This window comes from Microcystis sp. M53602_WE12 (genome assembly GCF_030065455.1).
In the GTDB taxonomy this organism is placed as follows: Bacteria; Cyanobacteriota; Cyanobacteriia; order Cyanobacteriales; family Microcystaceae; genus Microcystis; species Microcystis aeruginosa.
The window spans coordinates 1-1,653 of record NZ_JASJFB010000596.1 but is presented as its reverse complement, the minus strand read 5'-3'; the positions used below and the strand labels follow the sequence as shown (position 1 = coordinate 1,653).

Annotated in this window: 1 protein-coding gene; it reads right to left on the bottom strand. The window is 45.3% G+C overall.

What is annotated here, in order from left to right:
- Positions 1 to 275 precede the first annotated feature (275 nt).
- Positions 276 to 1,403, bottom strand: a complete 1,128-nt coding sequence (cbiD, locus tag PX482_RS18940; RefSeq protein WP_288122845.1) for a cobalt-precorrin-5B (C(1))-methyltransferase CbiD — start codon at positions 1,401 to 1,403, stop codon at positions 276 to 278.
- Positions 1,404 to 1,653 lie beyond the last annotated feature (250 nt).

Here is a 1,653-nt window from a genome sequence, read left to right as displayed (position 1 = left end):
GATTCTGCGGGCGATTAATTCAGAATACTGGGAGCCAAAGTCAAGAATGATGATTATTTGACGATTAAGGCTATTAGTGAAGGACTCTGAGGGCAAAGTCTCTTGGGGGGTGGGAAGGGGGGTTTGAGTTGTCACTGCGATCAAAAAAAGAAACTGGCAGGAAAAAGTTAAAGATTTGTAAACTAAATCGGCTATTGTTCTGGAAATAAGCTACAATTGTATGGCCTTATTAGTTTCATTTTTTAAGACTAAATATTCCCACGATCATAGCACGGTCACTGGGGAGTAACTTGTAGATTCTGCAAAAATTTAAGGCCATTTTCGCTTTTGCTGATCAAAGAACGAGAGCGATCGAATAAAATACAACCGACCCTAAGATGACCGTTACTGTGGTTATAAACGTATTCTTGGCAACGGCGATCAATCGTATTAGCCATTTCTCCATAGATGCGTTCCACCCAATTATCTCCCGTTTGCCGGTCTAATTGACGCAGATATTCCAGACCGTTTTCGCTGGTGCTACTGTCAAAAATTTGCTGGAGATGGGGGGTAGCTAAACCCATTTTAGCGGCGTAGGCGGTAAGAATTTCCCGACGACCATCGGCGAGATGATGGTGAGTCTGAAAGATTCCCCCGGCAAGTTTAATTAATTTACCGTGATAACCAAACAAAAGAATTTCAGAGATTCCCTGTAATTGTGCCTCTAATAACATCGGCCCGATCCAATTGGCTGTTTTTACCAAAATATCAGGATTAATGCCCATTTGAGGGGCTAAATCTAAGCCATTTTCCCCGATACAAAACACCAAGCGATCGAAACGAAGAGATAAAATTTTTAATTGCTCGCGAAAGATTTCTAACTGTCCGGGGGCGCTGAGAGGTTGGGAAATGCCAGTGGTACCCAACAAAGATAATCCCTCTACCACCCCAAAAGCGGCGTTAGAAGTCCTTGTGGCCAGTTTTTTGCCTTCTGGAAGGATAATCGTCACTTTGAGGCTTTCTTGGGGCAGTAACAGGGGTCTGAGGTTTTCTTGCAGGAGACGCTGGGCATAACTATAGATAGCTGATTTTCCGCTATTATCAACCTGTAGGCCGATTCCTTCGCCGCCTTGAATCTCTATCTCTTGATTACCCGTCTTTCTTTCTACTAACGCCCATATAGGGGTATTTCTAGTTAAATCCAAATTGTCCCCCGGATCGCTGCGGGTGATGGCTAGGGCAGCATCGGGGTTCAGTCGGGCAACTTGTTCGATGGCAATAGTAACGGCTTCTGGCGGTTCTAAAAGATTAAAAGTAACGGAATTTAGCTCATTTTCGCCGTGGAGATGCTGGAGAGATGCGATCGCACTGGCACAGGCAAAAACTGGTAAAGTGTAACCCGAACGGGGTAGAGAGATAGACATGAATAGGGTCCATAACCAATCAAATTAGCGTGATCTGATTTTGACTCTCCCCCGCTAACCGCTCGCGCGGTGTAGCGGGGGATTCTCGGTTCTTAGGCTTTTAACTAGGGTCTGCTGAAAAAGTTTTTCCTAGGGGCAGGGTGTAGGGTGTGGGGTGTGGGGTGTGGGGTTTTACCCATTTTCATCGGGTAAATTACCTAATTTTCAGGGAAAAAGTCCCGGAGTTTTCCCCCCGACCACTCCCATATCT

Coding starts and splice junctions, on each gene's coding strand:
- cbiD (WP_288122845.1), bottom strand. CDS start 1,403: ATGTCTATCTCTCTACCCCGTTCGGGTTACACTTTACCAGTTTTTGCC.